7 protein-coding genes and 1 pseudogene are annotated in these 16877 nt (G+C 73.3%); 2 read left to right on the forward strand and 6 right to left on the reverse strand.

From position 1 onward, the window contains the following. Window positions 1-99: 99 nt before the first annotated feature. Window positions 100-6207, reverse strand: a pseudogene (locus tag ACFY8U_RS00020) (SDR family NAD(P)-dependent oxidoreductase); the annotation flags it as partial. Between the two features lie 202 nt (window positions 6208-6409). Beyond that, window positions 6410-7654 carry a cytochrome P450 gene (locus ACFY8U_RS00025; RefSeq protein ID WP_389563499.1) on the reverse strand — a complete coding sequence of 415 codons (1245 nt, stop codon included), beginning with the start codon at window positions 7652-7654 and terminating at the stop codon, window positions 6410-6412. 329 nt (window positions 7655-7983) lie between these two features. Here ACFY8U_RS00025 and ACFY8U_RS00030 point away from each other — a divergent pair, with 329 nt between their 5' ends. Both ACFY8U_RS00030 and rfbB read left to right on the forward strand, forming a co-directional pair. Next, window positions 7984-9051, forward strand: coding sequence for a glucose-1-phosphate thymidylyltransferase (locus tag ACFY8U_RS00030; protein WP_389563502.1), 1068 nt, complete (start codon window positions 7984-7986; stop codon window positions 9049-9051). Then, window positions 9048-10037 carry a dTDP-glucose 4,6-dehydratase gene (gene rfbB, locus ACFY8U_RS00035; protein ID WP_389563505.1) on the forward strand — a complete coding sequence of 330 codons (990 nt, stop codon included), beginning with the start codon at window positions 9048-9050 and terminating at the stop codon, window positions 10035-10037. Before ACFY8U_RS00030 ends, rfbB begins: the two co-directional genes overlap by 4 nt. 22 nt (window positions 10038-10059) lie before the next feature. On the opposite strand, the gene ACFY8U_RS00040 is transcribed toward rfbB, so the two are convergent. The 4 genes from ACFY8U_RS00040 to ACFY8U_RS00055 form a co-directional block, all read right to left on the reverse strand. Then, window positions 10060-10431 (reverse strand): fic family toxin-antitoxin system, toxin component, encoded by a 372-nt coding sequence (locus tag ACFY8U_RS00040; protein ID WP_389563508.1) that lies wholly within the window; start codon window positions 10429-10431, stop codon window positions 10060-10062. Between the two features lie 36 nt (window positions 10432-10467). Further along, the gene (locus ACFY8U_RS00045) at window positions 10468-13908 is read right to left on the reverse strand and encodes a condensation domain-containing protein (RefSeq protein ID WP_389563511.1); all 3441 of its coding nucleotides are present in this window, start codon (window positions 13906-13908) and stop codon (window positions 10468-10470) included. A 314-nt stretch (window positions 13909-14222) separates the two neighbouring features. Continuing rightward, window positions 14223-15029 (reverse strand): 4'-phosphopantetheinyl transferase superfamily protein, encoded by an 807-nt coding sequence (locus ACFY8U_RS00050; protein ID WP_361609054.1) that lies wholly within the window; start codon window positions 15027-15029, stop codon window positions 14223-14225. Continuing rightward, window positions 15026-16873 carry a polyketide synthase gene (locus ACFY8U_RS00055; protein WP_389563515.1) on the reverse strand — a complete coding sequence of 616 codons (1848 nt, stop codon included), beginning with the start codon at window positions 16871-16873 and terminating at the stop codon, window positions 15026-15028. The genes ACFY8U_RS00050 and ACFY8U_RS00055 overlap by 4 nt, the downstream gene beginning before the upstream one ends. Window positions 16874-16877: the final 4 nt, after the last annotated feature.

Here is a 16877-nt window from a genome sequence, read left to right on the forward strand (position 1 = left end):
CGGCGCCGCGGCGGCGGAGTCGCCGAGGATCTCCGTCACAAGGTGGGCGGCGAGTGCCTCGGGGGTCGGGTGGTCGAAGACCAGCGTGGCGGGCAGCCTGCGGTCGGCCGCCTGGCCGATCCGGTTGCGCAGTTCCACCGACGTCAGCGAGTCGAAGCCGAGGTCCTTGAACGGCCGCGACGGGTCCACCGCGTCCGGTGAGGCGAAGCCGAGGACCGCCGCGACCTGGCCGCGGACGAGTTCGAGCGCGGTACGGGCCCGGTCTTCCTGGGACAGGCGGCGCAGTCGCTCGGCGAGCCCGCCCGAGGCGACGGAACGGTCGGCGACCCGCCGGGCGGGTCGGGCCAGGCCGTGCAGCAGCGGCGGCAGCGCCGCCGGGGAAGCGGTGAGCCGGGCGATGTCCAGCACGGCGGGAAGCAGCGCCGGGCCGGGCAGTGCGAGGGCGGTCGCCAGCAGGCCGAGGCCGCGCTCGGGGCTCAGCGGCGGGAACGCGGAGCGGCTGATGCGGGCGGCTTCGGACTCGGTGAGGGTGTCGGCCATGCCGCCGACGCCGGTCCAGGGGCCCCAGGCGAGGGAGAGCGCGGGCAGTCCACGGGCGTGCCGGTGGTGGGCGAGCGCGTCCAGGTAGGCGTTGGCCGCCGCGTAGTTGGCCTGCCCGGGGCTGCCGAGGGTGCCGGATATCGAGGAGTACGTGACGAACGCGGCCAGGTCGGCACCGGCGGTCGCCTCGTGCAGAACGGCCGCCGCGGTCTTGGGCGCGAGGACGGCCGCGAGGCGGTCCTCGGTGAGCGAGTCGACCAGGCCGTCGTCCAGGACGCCGGCCGCGTGCACGACGGCGGTGAGCGGATGCTGCTCCGGGATGCCGGCGAGCAGGGCCGCGAGCGCTTCGGGGTCGGAGACGTCGCAGGCCGCGACCGTGACGTCGGCGCCCAGGGCGCGCAGTTCGGCGGTCAGCGCTTCCACGCCGTCGGCTTCGGCGCCGCGTCTGCCGGTCAGCAGCAGGTGACGCGCGCCGTGTTCGAGGACCAGGTGGCGGGCGGTGAGTGCGCCCAGTGCCCCCGTGCCGCCCGTGACCAGGACCGTGCCCGCCGCATCCCACTCCCGCGGCACCGACAACACAACCTTGCCCACATGACGCGCCTGACTCACGAACCGGAACGCATCCGCAGCCCGCCGCACATCGAACACCCGCACCGGAGGCAACACGAACACACCCTCGGCGAACAACCTCAACACCTCGACCAGGATCTCCCCGATCCGCTCCGGCCCCGCCTCCCCCAGATCGAACGCCCGATACACACACCCACCCATGGACCCCGGATCACGCACATCCGCCTTGCCCATCTCCACAAACCGCCCACCCGGAACCAACAACCGGGCCGACGCATCCACAAACTCACCAGCCAAAGCGTTGAGGACCACATCCACCCCACGCCCACCGGTCCGCTCCCTGAACACCCCCTCGAACGACACATCCCGCGACGACGCCAGACACTCCGCCCCCAGACCCGTCACCGACCACTTACCAGGCGAAGCCGTCCCGAAGACCTCCGCCCCCAGATGACGAGCCACCTGCACCGCCGCCATCCCCACACCACCAGCAACCGCATGCACCAACACCCGCTCACCAGCAGACAACCCCGCCAGATCCACCAACGCGTAATACGCCGTCGCAAAAGCGATCGGCACCGCCGCCGCCTCCACGAACGACCAACCCGCCGGCACCCGCGCAACCAACCGCTCATCGGTCACCGCCAACGGACCCATCGCCCCACCGAAGAACCCCAACACCCGGTCCCCCACCACACACCGGGAAACCCCCGGCCCCACCTCCACCACCACACCAGCGGCCTCACCACCCACCGCCACCTCACCCGGATACATCCCCAACACATTCAGCACATCACGGAAATTCACCCCCGCCGCACGCACCGCAACCCGCACCTCACCCACACCCAACGGCCCCACCACATCCGGCGCCGCCACCAAAGCCACGTTCTCCACCGCACCCCGCACCGACACCCCCACCCGCCACGCCCCCTCGGCGGGCGGTACGAGGCCGGGCCGGGCCTTCATCAGCCGTGCCGCGAGCACGGTGGTGCCGCGTACGGCGGTCTGCGGGTCGCCGGAGGCGACGGCGCGGGCGAGCGCCCGCTCGTCGTCCCCGTCGGGCGTGTCGAGGTCGACCAGCACGATCCGGTCGGGGTGCTCCGACTGCGCCGAGCGCACGAGGCCCCACACGGCGGCTCCCGCCACGTCGGGCAGGGTGTCGGCGGGGTCCGCCTGCACGGCGCCACGGGTGGCCACGACCAGGGTGGTGCCCGCGTACCGCTCGTCGGCGAGCCAGGACCGCAGCTGCCCGAGCACCTCGGAGGTCCGGGCGAGTACGGCCTGCGCGTCGGTGCGGGCAGACGTGTCCGGGCAGGCGGACAGCACCAGATGGGTGGGCATCCGGCCGCCCGCGGCGAGGTCGTCGAGTGTGCCCGCCCAGGTGACGAGCGGCTCCCCGCCCCCGAACTGGGCGAGTCCGGGCTCGGCCCCTGCCGCCGGGACCGGCATCCAGTCCAGCTGGTAGAGGTCGTCGGCCCGCAGCGGCTCGTCGCCGAAGGCGGGCGCCGGCCGGGTGACCACGCGGTCCACGGTGACGACCGGGCTGCCGGCGGGGTCGACCGCCAGGATGCGTACTCCGTCCCCGCCGTCCGCGGGCGAGATCCTGGCCCGCAGGGCGGTCGCCCCGGACGCCCAGAGCGTCACCCCGGTCCAGGAGAAGGGGAGGCCCGCCTCGCCGTCGTCACCGCGTACGGCGGCCGACTGGAGCGCTGCGTCGAGGAGGGCCGGATGCAGCCCGAAGCCGGTGGCGGCGCTTTCGGGCAGGGCGAGTTCGGCGAAGACGTCCTCGCCACGCGTCCAGGCGGCGGTCACTCCGCGGAACAGCTCGCCGTACTCGAGACCGGCGGCTCCGAGCCGCTCGTAGAGCGCGTCCGGGTCGGCGGGAGCGGTGTCCTGGGGCGGCCACACACCGACGAGTTCGGGGTCCTCGGCGACGACCCGGGGCCGGGGCGCGAGGACGCCGACGGCGTGCCGCGTCCAGGGGCGGTCGGGCCAGCCGTCGCCGGCGGCGCCGTCCTCGCGCCGCGAGTGGACGGTGACGCTGCGCCTGCCTTCGTCATCGGCCGCGCCCACCGCCAGCTGCACCTGCACGCCGCCGTCCTCGGGCACGGTCAGCGGCGCTTCAAGGACCAGCTCGTCCAGCTGCTCGGTGCCCGCCTGCTCACCGGCCCGCACCGCCAGGTCCACGAACGCCGTGCCGGGCAGCACGATCCGGCCGTGGACCCGGTGCTCCGCGAGCCAGGGCTGGGCGACCGGGGAGAGCCGGGCGGTGAAGAGGTACCCGTCGTCCTCCGCGAGCGCGATGCCCGCGCCCAGCAGCGGGTGATGGGTGACGCCGAGACCGGCGGACGTGACATCGCCCGCCCAGGAGACCCCGGACGGCCAGTAGCGGTCGGCGGCGAAGGCATAGGTGGGCAGCGCGATACGCCGGCCGCGACCGCGCGCGAACACGGCGGCCCGGTCTAGGTCCGCGCCGCGCGCGTGGAGACCCGCGAGAGCGCGCAGGAGGACGGCAGCCTCGTCATGGCCCGAGCGCAGGGCGGGGACGGCGGTGGCGTCCTCGACGACGTGCGGGACGAGCGCGGAAAGGGTGGCGTCCGGGCCGAGTTCGAGGAAGGTCCGGGTGTCGGTGAGCGAGGCGACCGCGTCGGCGAACCGGACGGGCTCACGGATCTGACCGACCCAGTAGTCCGGAGTCGCCAAGTCCCCAGGCGCGGTGGTGACGACAGGGATCGTCGGAGCCTTGTACGTCAACGACTTCGCGACGGTCGCGAACTCGTCGAGCATCGGCTCCATCAGACGCGAATGGAACGCATGGGAGACGGCCAAGCGCTTGACCCGTACGTTCTCCGCCCGGAGCCGCTCCTCCAGCGCACCGATCGCATCGGCGTCACCGGACACCGTCACCGAAGTCGGCCCGTTGACCGCCGCGAGGTCCACACCGTCGGGCAGCTCAAGCTCACCCTCGGCCGCCTCGACGGCGAGCATCGCACCACCCGACGGCAGCGCATCCATCAAACGACCACGCGCCGACACCAGACGGCACGCATCATCCAGGGACAGCACCCCGGCCACATGCGCGGCAGCCACCTCGCCGATCGAATGACCCACCAGGGCGTCCGGGGTCACACCCCAGGACTCCACCAGACGGAACAACGCCACCTCGACCGCGAACAGAGCCGGCTGCGTGTAAGCCGTACGCGCCAGAAGCTCCGCATCCTCGCCGAACACCACGTCCCGCAGCGGCCGTTCGAGGTCCACCCGCGCACACACCGCGTCGAACGCGTCCGCGAACACCGGGAAGGCGTCGTACAGCTCACGCCCCATCCCGACCCGCTGCGCACCCTGACCCGAGAACAGGAACGCCGTCTTCCCACCGCGCACCACACCGGACACGACCTGTGCAGAGGACTCGCCCGCGGCCAGCGCACGCAACCCGGCCAACAGCTCCTCGCGGTCGCCACCGACGACGACCGCCCGGTGCTCCAACGCCGCCCGCCCCGTCGCCAGCGAGTACGCCAGATCCGCCGGGTCCGCCTGGGCGGCCACCGGCAGGAGCCGGGTCGCCTGTCGGCGCAGCGCGTCGGCGGAGCGGCCGGCCAGCGGCCATGCCACGGGCCCGGCAGCGGCCGCTGCGGTCGACTCCTCGTCGGCAGGGGTCTGGGGGGCCTCCTCGATGATGGTGTGGACGTTGGTTCCGCTGACACCGAAGGAGGAGACTCCTGCCCGGCGCGGCCGCTCACCGCGGGGCCAGGCTCGCGCTTCGGTCAGCAGCTCCACCTCGCCCGCCGACCAGTCCACCTGCGAGGACGGCTCGTCCACGTGCAGGGTGCGGGGCAGCTGCTCGTGTCGGAGCGCCTGCACCATCTTGATGACGCCGGCGACGCCCGCCGCGGCCTGTGCGTGGCCGATGTTGGACTTGACCGAGCCGAGCAGCATCGGGCGTCCCTCGGGCCGGTCCTGGCCGTAGGCGGCGAGGAGTGCCTGCGCCTCGATCGGGTCGCCGAGCCTCGTGCCCGTACCGTGCGCCTCGACCACGTCCACGTCGGACGGGGAGAGGCGGGCACCGACGAGCGCCTGGAGGATGACGCGCTGCTGGGAGGGGCCGTTGGGGGCGGTGAGCCCGTTGGAGGCGCCGTCCTGGTTGACGGCCGAGCCGCGCACCAGAGCCAGGACCTCGTGGCCGTTCCGCTCGGCGTCGGAGAGCCGCTCCAGCAGGAGGACACCGACGCCCTCGGACCAGCCGGTGCCGTCGGCCGCGGAGGCGAAGGACTTGCAGCGGCCGTCGGCCGCGAGGCCGCGCTGCCGGCTGAACTCGGTGAAGACGCCGGGTGTGGCCATGACGGTGACGCCACCGGCCAGCGCGAGGGTACTCTCACCGCTGCGCAGCGACTGGCAGGCCAGGTGCAGGGCGACGAGAGACGACGAGCACGCGGTGTCCACGGTCACCGCGGGCCCTTCCAGGCCCATGGTGTAGGCGACCCGGCCGGAGATCACGGCGGTCGCGCCGCCGGTCAACTGGTGTCCGGCGGTACCCGGTTCGCCCGCAAGCAGGCGCAGATAGCTCTGGTCGTTGCTGCCCGCGAAGACCCCGGCGCGGGTGCCGCGGACCGACTGGGGGTCGATGCCGGCGTCCTCGAACGCCTCCCAGGCCGCTCGCAGCAGCAGGCGCTGCTGCGGGTCCATGGCCAGTGCCTCGCGCGGGGAGACGCCGAAGAAGTCGGCGTCGAACGCGGTCGCGTCGTGGACGAATCCGCCCTCACGCGCATAGCTGTGGCCCTCGCGGTCCGGGTCGCCGTCGAAGAGCCTGGCGAGGTCCCATCCACGGTCCGTGGGGAACCCGGAGATCGCGTCGCGTCCGTCGGCCACCAACTGCCACAGGTCATCGGGCGTGTTGATGTCGCCCGGGTAGCGGCAGCTCATGCCGATGATCGCGATGGGCTCGTGGTCGGAGGCCTCACGGTCGCGCAGTTTCTGCTTGGTCCTGCGCAGGTCGAGCGTGACCAGCTTGAGGTAGTCCCGGAGCGTCTCGTCTTCTGCCATTTTCCCGGTACCTCCCAGGCTGCCGCTCGGCCACGGTCCACCCGGAGCCGCCATGCCGCGGGTCCCGTATTCAGGACATCCGCGTCCGCGACGCTATGGACGGCCCGCGAAGGCGGGCAACCCCTACCCGGTGGGACCGCCCCTTATCTCGCCCGCTCACGCCCCGCACGGGGCCGCCACCGCGGCTCGCCTTGGCGCACGGGCTGCCGCCGCGCCCCGACGTGGCGCACGGCGCCGCCACCGCGGACCGTGGTGCTCAGCGCAGAGCGACAGGGAACTGGAGCATCCCGCGAATGATGAAGGACCCGCGTCGGCGCACCGGTCCTGCACGGCGGATCCCGGGCACCCGGGCGGCGAGCGCGGCCAGCGCTGTCTCCGCCTCCATCCGGGCGAGCGCGGCGCCGAGGCAGAAGTGGATCCCCGCCGAGAAGGCCAGGTTCTCCGGCCCGGGGTCCCGGGTGATGTCGAACCGTCCGGCGTCGGGATAGACCTCGGGATCGCGGTTGGTCCCGCCCGCGCAGATCGCCACCTCCTCGCCGGCGGCGATCAGCTCGCCCTCCAGCTCGAGGTCGGTGTGCGCGATCCTGCGGTACTGCTGCACCGGCGGGTCGTGGCGCAGGGTCTCGCGTACGACAGCGGGTGCCAGTGACGGATCGGCGACCAGCATGTCCCACTGCTCGGGATTCTCCAGGAGGGCGAGCAGGCCGTTGCCGATGAGGTTGACGGTGGTCTCGGTACCGGCCAGCGGAAGGAACATGCACAGCGGGACCATCTCGTCCATGGTCAGCCGTCCGTCCTCGACCGCCGGAAGCAGATCGCTGATCAGGTCCTCGCGGGGGTCGGCCTTCCGCTCGTCGATGATGTCGTGGAACATCACCGTCATCTCCTCGATGGCCGCCGCCGCGCCCCGTGCGGCCTGGACGGTGGCCACGCCGTCGAGCAGATAGGCCATGCGCCGGCTGAGCCGGAAGAACAGCTGCCGGTGGCGGGGCGGGATGCCGACCAGATCGCCGATCACGCGCAGCGGAAGCTGCTGGGCGAAGGCCCTCATGAAGTTGACCTGGTCGCGACCCGCCAGCATCTCGTCGATCAGTTCGCCGGTGAACCGCTCGACGTGCGGCTGCCAGTGGGCGAGCCTGCGCGGGTTGAGCGAGGGGGTGGCGAGCCGGCGCAGACGGGTGTGGTCCGGCGGGTCGAGTCCGAGCATGGAGTTGTCGAACGGCATGAACTCGGGGGGCTTGGCCCCGTCCGCCGTACGGACGCCGAAGCGCCGGTCCCGCAGGATCTGGTTGGCGACACGGTGACTGGCGGTCGTCCAGGCGCCCACTGCGCTGCGGTGGAGCGCCCCGCGCTCGCGGAGCTGCTCGTAGAGCGGGTAGGGACTGTCGGGTACCAGCAGGATGGCGGCGTACGGATCGCCCTCCGCCGCCGTCTTGCGCAGGTACTCCTGCACCACGGTCGCCTGGTAACGCGCTCTGCGCTCCGCCTCGAGTTCAGACATCCGTCACCCCACCGCGCGTGGGGCGGCCCGTCCGCCCCGACCGTCACGCTACGGCGAGACGCACCCCTAGCCTCAACCCCTACGTCCGCGGGATGCGCTGCGGGAGAGCCCTGAGACCCGGCGAGACGCGAAGGGTAGGGGTTTCCGCCGGTGGTCGTCCCTGCGTAGCTTCCGGTGAGGCTCAGCGTTCCGCGCCTGCACCCAGCGTTCCGCGCCGGCGCCACATGAGCCCGTCCAGGCGCCGGGTCGTGTCAGTCCCCCGTCACGGCCCGGTTTTTTTCCGCCCGTTTTGCTCCGTGGGGGTCGAGGCAGCGCAAGGACGATACGTCATGAAGGCACTCGTACTCGCGGGCGGCTACGGAACCAGGCTGCGCCCGCTCACCCACACTGGCGCCAAACAACTCGTCCCGGTGGCCAACAAACCCGTGCTCCACTACTGCATCGAGACGCTCGTGGACGCCTCCATCACCGACATCGGTGTGATCGTGGGCGACACCGCCGAGGAGATCAGAACCGCGCTCGGCGACGGCAGCGCCTTCGGCGCCAAGATCACCTACATTCCGCAGGACGAGCCGCTCGGTCTGGCGCACGCGGTTCTGGTGGCCCGCGACTACCTCGCCGAGGACGACTTCGTCATGTACCTGGGCGACAACTTCATCATCGGCGGCATCCACGACCTGGTCCGCGACTTCGAGGCCGAGAGGCCCGACGTCGGCATCATGCTGGCGCGCGTGGAGGACCCCACCGTCTACGGCGTGGCGGACGTCGCCCCCGACGGGCAGGTGCTCCGGCTGGTGGAGAAGCCCCGGGACCCGGCGAGCGACCTCGCCGTCGTCGGTATCTACCTCTTCACCCCCGCGGTGCATGAGGCCGTACGGTCCATCGATCCGTCGGCGCGCGGTGAACTGGAGATCAGCGACGCCATCCAGTGGCTCCTCGACGAGGGCCGCACCGTGCGCTCCAGCATGATCAGCAACTACTGGAAGGACACCGGCGGCATCACCGAGCTGCTGGAGGCCAACCGGGCGGTGCTGGATCTGCTGGAGCCCTGCATGGACGGGGACGTGGACGCGGAGAGCGAGATCATCGGCAGGGTCCGGATCGAGCCGGGCGCCGTGGTGTCGCGGTCGCGGATCGTCGGTCCTGCCGTGATCGGCGCGGGCACGGAGGTGACCGCCTCGTACATCGGACCCTCGACGTCCGTGGCGGGGAACTGCGTGATCGACGCCAGTGAGATCGAGTTCTCGATCGTGCTGGAGAGTTCGTCGATCAGGGGTGTCGGCCGTATCGAGTACTCGGTGATCGGCCGGGAGGCCCAGGTGACACGCGCGGAGACCCTCCCGCGCAGCCACCGTCTCGTCCTCGGCGACCACAGCAAGGTACAGATCACGCCATGAGAATCCTCGTCACCGGTGGTGCCGGTTTCATCGGTTCGTGCTTCGTGCGGATGGCGCTCGGTCCGGAGGCGCCCGTCCCGGTCTCGTCCGTCACCGTGCTCGACGCCCTCACCTACGCCGGCAACCGTGAGAACCTCGCGCCGGTGGCCGGGGACGGGCGTCTCGAGTTCGTCCATGGCGACATCCGGGACGCGGCGCTCGTGGGCAGGCTCGTGCCCGGTCACGACGCCGTGGTGCACTTCGCCGCAGAGTCCCACGTGGACCGCTCCATCGCGGGCGCCGGCGAGTTCGTCAGCACCAATGTGCTGGGCACGCAGACGCTGCTGGACGCGGCGCTCCAGGAGCGCACGCCGGCCTTCCTGCACGTGTCCACCGACGAGGTGTACGGCTCGGTGGCGGAGGGGTCGTGGACGGAGGAGGAGCCGCTGCGTCCCACCTCCCCGTACGCCGCGTCGAAGGCGTCCTCCGATCTGCTCGCGCTCGCGTACCACCGCACCCATGGGCTCGACGTACGGGTCAGCCGGTGCTCGAACAACTACGGTCCCTACCAGTTCCCCGAGAAGGTCATCCCGCTGTTCACCACGTCCCTGCTGGACGGCGGCACTGTCCCGCTCTACGGCGACGGGCTCAACGTCCGGGACTGGCTGCACGTCGAGGACCACTGCCGCGCGCTGTTCGCGATCCTGCGGGACGGGCGGGCCGGCGAGGTCTACAACATCGGCGGCGGGCAGGAGCTGTCCAACCGGCAGCTGACGGAACGTCTGCTCAGCGCGTGCGGGGCGGACTGGAGCAGGGTGCTGGCGGTCCCCGACCGCAAGGGACACGACCTGCGGTACTCGGTGGACTCGGGCAAGATCCGCGCCGAGCTGGGATGGTCCCCGCTCCACCGGTTCGCGGACGGACTGGACCGCACGGTCGCCTGGTACCGGGACAACCGTTCCTGGTGGGAACCGCTGACACGACACCTGGCGGACGCCACGCGGTAGCGGGCGCGGCGCCGCGCGAGCCCTACGCACGCCAGGTGCGCAGCAGTTCCGCGATGCCGGGGGCGGTGCAGCGGGGGTCGTACAGCTCCTCGGCCAGGGTGGTGAGCTGCTCCCGGCTGGGCTCGGCCGGGATCCCGCTCGCGTGGAGGTACATCACCGCGACGGCGCAGGCCACGGTCAGGTTGGACCGCTCCAGCCAACGGCAGCGGCCGAGCGTGTGCACGAGAGCGGCGGCCCGGGCGTACGGACCGCCGTACACCGGCTGTTCGAGGAGTTCCGCGCGGTGCCGGGCGACCGCCGCCAGGGGGACCCCCAGGTCATCGGGGGCCGGGTCGCCGTGACCGGCGCGTTCGGCGACCTCCAGGACCCACGCCATGTCGACGTGGGGGGACATTCTCACGCAATCGAATACCGCCCACGGACAGGTGCCTCAGGGCCCGTCCGCGTGCCGGGCCGCCGCCCGGCCCAGAAGCAGGGCCAACTCGCGTACGGATTCGTCGCTCCCGCCCCCCACCGCGAGCACGACCGTCGGCGGGCGGGCGCCGGCCGCGGCGGCCAGGCGAGCCAGCTCGTAAGCCCCCGCTCCCCCGCCCGAGAAGCCGCCCAGCGCATGCAGCCGCCCCTCGGCCACCACCGGGCGCAGCGCCTCGTACCAGGCCCGGGCGCCTTCGGGCGTCGGGTGCAGCAGGATCAGGGCCTCGGGCCCGGGATAGAGCCGGGCGAGCCGGGCGTACCAGGCGTGGGGCGTGTCCGGTGAGGGCGCCAGGCAGACGACCCCGCCCGTACCGGGCCGCAGGGTGACGAACGCCGCTTCCGGGTCCGTCGCGCAGGGAAGGGCGTCGAGGAGACGGGCGACGGTCGTGACGTCGTCGGCCCGGTCGGGGAACGCCCGCAGCAGACGGGCGCAGTGCGCCAGTACGCCGGAGGCGTCCGTGAGCCGGGAGCGGTCGTGATCGACGGTCAGAACCAGGCCGCCGCCCTCGTCGTCGTGCGCGACGAGCGTGACCGGGAACGCGGTCGCGGCGCCCGCCGTCTCGGGGGGCTCCACGCGGACGCCGAGCGCGGCGAGCGCGGGCTCGAGACCCTCGTGGGAAGGGCGCCGGCACTCGAAGACGAGCAGGCTGTCGGAGGTACGCGCGGAGGAGGGCGCCTGCCCCGTACCGGCACCGGAACCCGTCCCCGAATCCGTCCAGCCGCGGACCTGGCCCGCCGACACCCACTCGTACGCCGCCAGGTCGATCGCCCGGTCGCGCAGGCGGGCCAGCAGTTCTGGCACGGTGGCGCACGGGTCGACCTCGACCGATACGGGCACCGGGTTGCACAGGGCGCCCGGCAGGCGCTCCACCCCGTCGAGCGCGATCCCCCGGCCCGTGACGGCGACGCTGAAACGTACCGGCACCGGCCCCGCCACACCCGCCGCCCGGTACAGGAGCAGCGCCCACACGACCTGGAGCGCCCCGCTCTCCGTGGCGCCCCAGCGGGCCGCCCACGTCCGCAGGCGGGCCGCTTCGGCGGCGGTGAGCCGCATCCGGGTCCGGCCCGAGCCGGGTCCCTCGGCGACAGAAGGCGGAGCCGACGGGTCGGCGGTCACCACGGACGCGGCGCCGGGCACCGGCGCCGCGCTCAGCCAGAACTCCCGCGCCGCGGTGAGGTCCTGGCCGGCGATCCAGTGCGCGTGGTCGCGCAGGTCGGGTCGCCGGTCGCCGCCGGGCAGGGCTCCGCCGGCCACGTAGGCCCGGTAGAAGGCCTCCAGGAGCAGCCGCACGCTCCAGGTGTCGAGCAGCGCGTGGTGGTAGGTGAGCAGGACACGGGTGGGCGCCACCGGCCCGTCGTCCGGTTCGACGGGCGGCGGGCCGTCGACCAGGGTGACCCGCAACGGGCCCGGGGAGCGCGGGTCGAGGCCGCGCCGACGGTCGCCGGTGAGAACGTCGGCCCAGGACGACTCCCCGAGGGACAGCCGTACCACCTCGGGCACGACCCGGTCGTGGATGACCACGCGGGCATCGGCCGCGGCGTCGAAGGACGACCGCAGTACCGCCTCGTGGTCGAAGACCGACTGCCAGGCCGCGGCGAACCGCACGGTGTCCAGCGGCCCGTGCCACGTCCAGCTGAGCTGCTCGATCTGACGACCGGTACCGGGATGGGCGTCGGCGTCGGCGAGGAGCTCGCGCTGCAGCGGGGTCGCCGCGACCGTATGCGAAGGGGCGGTGCCGCGCGTCGCGGCGAGCGACCCGCCGGCGCTCTGCGCCAGCTCCTCCAGAACCTCCCGCAGTACGTCGAGGAAGCGGTCGACGGACCTTTCGGTGACGCCCTCGCGAGGAGCGGGGAGCCAGTCGAGCCCGACCCGCAGCCGCCCGCCGGACGCTACGCGGGCGGTGAGGTCGAGCGCGTACGGAGCGACAGGCCGAGGCCCCGGCGACACGGACGCGGGGGTGAACCTCGCCAGTACGGGGACGAGTTCGCGCAGCACGAGCCGGAGCGCGGGGTCGGGCGCGTGTTCGCGGCACGCGGCGAACGAGGCGCGGCCGACGACGGCGAGGCGCCGGGCGGCCCGGTCGACGAAGTCCCCTGCGTCCCCGCCGGGAGCGGCATCCATGAGGAGGACGGGCTCGGTCTCCGCGAGCGGTCCGACGGTCCGGGCGAGGGCGGGGCTGTCCTGACGGCCGTCGGTGTGGACGTCGAAGGACGCGTATCCGGTACCGCGCCACCGGGCCAGGGCCAGCCCCACGGCTCCGGTGAGCAGTTGGACCGGAGTGAGGCCGAACCGGCCCGGCAGGACGTCGGTCAGACGCGCGGTGGCCGCCTTGCGCAGGACGAAGCCGGGGTGCCGCATGGGGGCGGCGTCCGGAAGGGGGGCGCGGGGACGGAACGCGGAACCGGCGGCACGGCCCTCGGCGACGGTACGCCAACGGTCGGTCGTGGTCGGGTCGGCGGCCACGGCGGGCAACGAGGCGACCCACTCGGTGTACCGCGCGCCCTCCTCGCCGGGGACCTCCTCACTCTCCAGCAGCAGAGCCCTGAGACGGGCACGCAGAATCCCCGTCGAAGCCGCGTCGGCGACGAGTTCATGGGCGACGAGCGCGATCCGACGCCGCTTGCGCAGGAGTACGGCACCCAGGGTGCGGCCGGTCGCGGGGTCGAGCCGGCGGCTCGCTTCGGCGACGGCGGCCGCCTCGCGCGCCACGCTGACGTCGGCGACGGTGCACACGGCCTCGTAAACGGGCGGGACTGTGTGGATCCTGCCCCGGGCCTGCGTTCCGATCCGGGCGCCGAGCAGGGGGTGCGATCCGACGAGCGCGCGCAGGGCGTCGTCGACTCGCGCCGGGTCGAGCGGTTCGGGTACGTCGATCAGCACGACGGGGTGCCTCTCGGGCCCGGACTCCCGGCGCCGCAGCAGGGCGAGCTGGGCCGGGCCGAGCGGAACGCCGGACGTGTCACGGGAGGTGAGCAGATCCGCGACGAGCCCCGCCGGGAACGCGCTCCCGTCGGCCGTGCCCGCCACGTGCAGCAGATGATGTCCGGGCCCCAGCCGCTCCAGCCGGTGGTCCCAACGCCCCGCCCCGGCCCGCGCCCCGGGCCGCCCCGCGGCAGCACGCTCGAGCACCGCCGCCACTCGCCCCGCGGTCATCGGCCCCCGCAACTCAAGCATCGGCGTGGCGTCGTAGGGCGGCCGGCCGGGGTCGACGACCACGGACGTCGCCACCTCGCCCCGCATCCCTCCGAAGGCCGGGCCGCCCGGACGAAGGGCCTCGGCATCGCGCCCGTCGACGACGCCACGGAAGTCACCACGGAAGTCGCCACGGAAGTCGGCGTCAGGGAAGTGGTCACGGAAGTCGGCGCCACGGAAGTCGGCGTCACGGTCGTCGGTCATCGACACATCGGCCTGTGGCGGCCCCTCCCCCTCCCTGTCTCGGTGCGACGGGCGCCGCGCCATCGGCCCCCGCACAGGAGGCCACCCCCGCACTCGTTTGCGTACGCGGTCCTCCGGTCACGACGGCGCAGGTATCGGAGGATGACAGGCGCCCTCCCGGCACGGTAGTGGCCGGAGCGCGACATGCCGTTTTCCTCCAGCGACTCTGAAGCACGCCCCTTGCGGCTCTCGACCGGCCAGCGCACCGCGCCACGCCCACCGCCCGCTCAGCGCACCGCCCGCTCAGGCACCGTCCGCTCAGCGGACAGCCCCGCTCAGCGGACCGTCCGCGCGGGCCCGGGGACGGCGAGCACCCGCGGGGCGGACCGGGCCCAGGGGAAGCCGTGGTGCAGCTCCAGCGTCGGTTCCTCGCCGCCGTCCGCCATGATGGCGACGGCGGCCAGCACGCCCGGCACCGGTTTCAGCTCCACGAACCGCCACCGCCACGCCACGTCGTCGTCGGGCGGCCCGAAGCCCAGAACCCCGCAGTCCTCGGCCAGGTCGAAGGAGAACGTGTCGAAGGACAGGCCGAGTCCCAGGCCGCGAGCCTTGGAGTACGCCTCCTTCAGCGTCCACAGCCGCAGGATCCGTACGTCCCTGGCCCGGCCGGGCTCCACCCGCGCGACCCACCGCCGTTCCTCGGGCGCGAACGTCTCGACGATGGTGCCCAACCCCTGACCGCCGCGGTCGAGCCGCTCGACGTCCACACCGATCCTGCTGTGGCGCACGAGACCGAGGAGGTTGTACCCACCGGCGTGGGACAGGTTGAAGTCCAGCTCGGGGCCGCCGCGCGGGATCCCGCCCGCCGGTTTCTGCAGGAACGGCCGCCCGCGCGAGGAGCGCCAGATGACCGACTCGCTCTCGGGGATCCCGCATTCGAGGGCCAGGACCCGCCGCACGAGCACGTGCGAGACGAGGTACTGACGACGGTCGCGCTCGAACAGGAACTGCCCGGCGGTCTCCTGCTCGTGCTCGTCCAGCCAGTGCGCGGCGAGGGTCGCGGTGATCCCCGGAGCCAGCTCGTCGTTCGGGCAGAACCACAACTTGACCGTCCTGGGCGCCGTTTCCACGGCAGTGTTCATCCGTGGCGCTCCTGGCGTACCGGTGTCGCCCCGTCGAGCTCCAGCCACAGCGGACGGCGCAGGAACACCGAAGCGGGCAGAGGTATCGCGGCGTGAAGACGACCGCCGGACGATCCGCCCTCCAGGGCCACCCAGTCGATCTCCACCCCGGACAGCCAGAGGCCGGTCACCTGCTCGACGTGGCCGCTCCGCCACAGCGCGGCCGCATAGTCCGCGGTCTCGGGCAGCGCACTCAGGCCGAGCGGATCGCCGCGGCCGTCCCGCCGGTCCGTGGAGTCGTCGTCTGCCACGAACCGGCGCAGCGAAGCCACGAGTTGGGGGAGGTCACGGACGCGCAGGGCGACGCGGCAGGGGTGGGCGGAGCGTACGGCGCGCAGGGCGCGGGCCAGCTCGGGCAGGTTCACGGCGGCCGGTCCGGCGGCGTCCAGCCAGTCGGCCAGCCGCTGCGCGGACGCGGCGAGGTGCCGGGGCGTGGGCCCGGACAGCAGGACATGCTCGTCCCGCTCCTCGGCGTTCTCCGCGGCATCCCGGGAGGCGGGCGCGAGCAGCGCCTCGACGGCCGCGCGCGACTCGCACGGGACGAACTCCTCGACGACGAGACGCGCCCGAAGACCCCCGAAACCCTCACCCTCCCCCTCGTCGTCGTCCTCGGTGAAGGCGACGACCGCGTGCCGAGGCCCCTGCCACGGCTGTGCCTGGCGGCCGTGCGGCCGTGCCTCGAGCCCGTCCGGCTGTGCCTCATGTCCGTCCGGTACGGGAGCGAGCCGGCCGTGCCACAGCTGGAGGACGGCGGACGTCAGGGCGGCGATCCCGGTGGCGGCTCCGGCGTCGCCCACCCGGCGCACGGTGGAACCACGCGTCTCGCGCAGCCCGAAACCGGCGTGGGTGGCCGTCCGTACGGATCCACCCGCCGACGTGGCACGAATGACGGCGTACACCTGGTCGCCGTCGGCCAGCGCCCGCCGCAGCGGCTTGAGAACCACCGCACCCACGCCTTCGCCCGCGCCCGCCCGCGCGCGCGACGGATGCAGGAGCAGCTCCACCGCTCCTGCCACGGCAGCCGCACACTCGCCGCGCCGCAGTGCCTGCACGGCGTGGTGCACGGCGACGATCCCGGACGACCAGCTCGTGTCGACGGCCTGGGCGGGTCCGCTCAGGCGTAGCTGGGCGGAGAGGTGGCCGGCGATGCCCCAGTGCCCGCTGTAGGGCGTCCGGCGTCCGCCGCGTGCCCAGGACTCGGCGGCGAGCAGGGCGTAGTCGGCGGAGGTGGCGCCCACGAACACACCGACAGCCCGCGGCTGTCCGTCGGGACCGGTGAGGGCGTCGAGCCGGGGACCCGTACAGCCGGCGTCCTCCAGCGCCTCCCACGCGGTCTCCATGAAGAGCCGCTCCTGGGGGTCCATCAGGCGGGCCTCGACCTCGGTGAGCCCGAAGAACTCGGGGTCGAACTCGTCGACGGCGTCGAGGAAGTGCCCGCGCTCCCCGCTGCCGAGGAGCGGCGCTCCGGGGCGGTCCACCGGCCCCTCCGTCGCCGTGTCGCGGCCCTCGCTCAGGTTCTGCCAGAAGGCGTCGACGTCGGCGGCCTGCGGATAGCGCCCGGCCAGACCGACTATGGCGACGACGTCGGTGTCGCTGTCGGCGAAGTCCCCGGAGACACGCTCTTCGGCGGCCCCGACGGGCACCTCTGGCACCTCTGGCACCTCGGGCGCTGCGGGGACCTCGGGAGCCTCCGCTGCCGGGACCGTCTCGAACTCGCCGACCGCGAGCGCCCCGAGCAGCTGCGAAGCACTCCCCCGGTCCAGGGAGCCTTCCTTGTACCGGGTGAGGATCTCTCGTATGTCCATGGTG

The organism is Streptomyces sp. NPDC012508, assembly GCF_042902595.1.
Classification (GTDB): domain Bacteria; phylum Actinomycetota; class Actinomycetes; order Streptomycetales; family Streptomycetaceae; genus Streptomyces.